Annotated in this window: 1 protein-coding gene; it reads left to right on the top strand. The window is 62.8% G+C overall.

Annotation, left to right across the window (positions count from 1 at the left end; genetic code table 11):
* Nucleotides 1-30: 30 nt before the first annotated feature.
* A partial coding sequence (locus tag RZO55_RS20375) for an SDR family NAD(P)-dependent oxidoreductase (protein WP_318066100.1) occupies nt 31-282 on the top strand: 252 nt, incomplete at its 3' end.

The following is a 282-nucleotide window of genomic DNA, read 5'->3' as shown; positions in this document are numbered from 1 at the left end:
ATACGAAAAAATCGGAGGAGGAGTGGGAATGTGGAATCCGTGGCCTGGGTGACCGGGGGCATTCGCGGCTTGGGTGCCCAAGTGGTGAGGGTGTTGGCCGAGTCGGGATTTCACATCGCCGTCAACTACCGTAACAGCCGGGAGGCAGCGGAGCGACTTGCCGGCGAAGTTCGCAAAATGGGAAGGGAGGTTCTGGTGCTTCAGGGCGATGTGGGTCGGCTGGAGGATGTGCGGCGGATGGCCGGAGAGATCCGGGATCGTTGGGGGCGGGTGGATGCCCTC

This window comes from Clostridium boliviensis (assembly GCF_033342255.1).
In the GTDB taxonomy this organism is placed as follows: domain Bacteria; phylum Bacillota; class Clostridia; order Lachnospirales; family Lachnospiraceae; genus Lacrimispora; species Lacrimispora boliviensis.
Note: the sequence above shows the minus strand (reverse complement) of the source record. Positions and strands in the feature narration are given on the sequence as shown.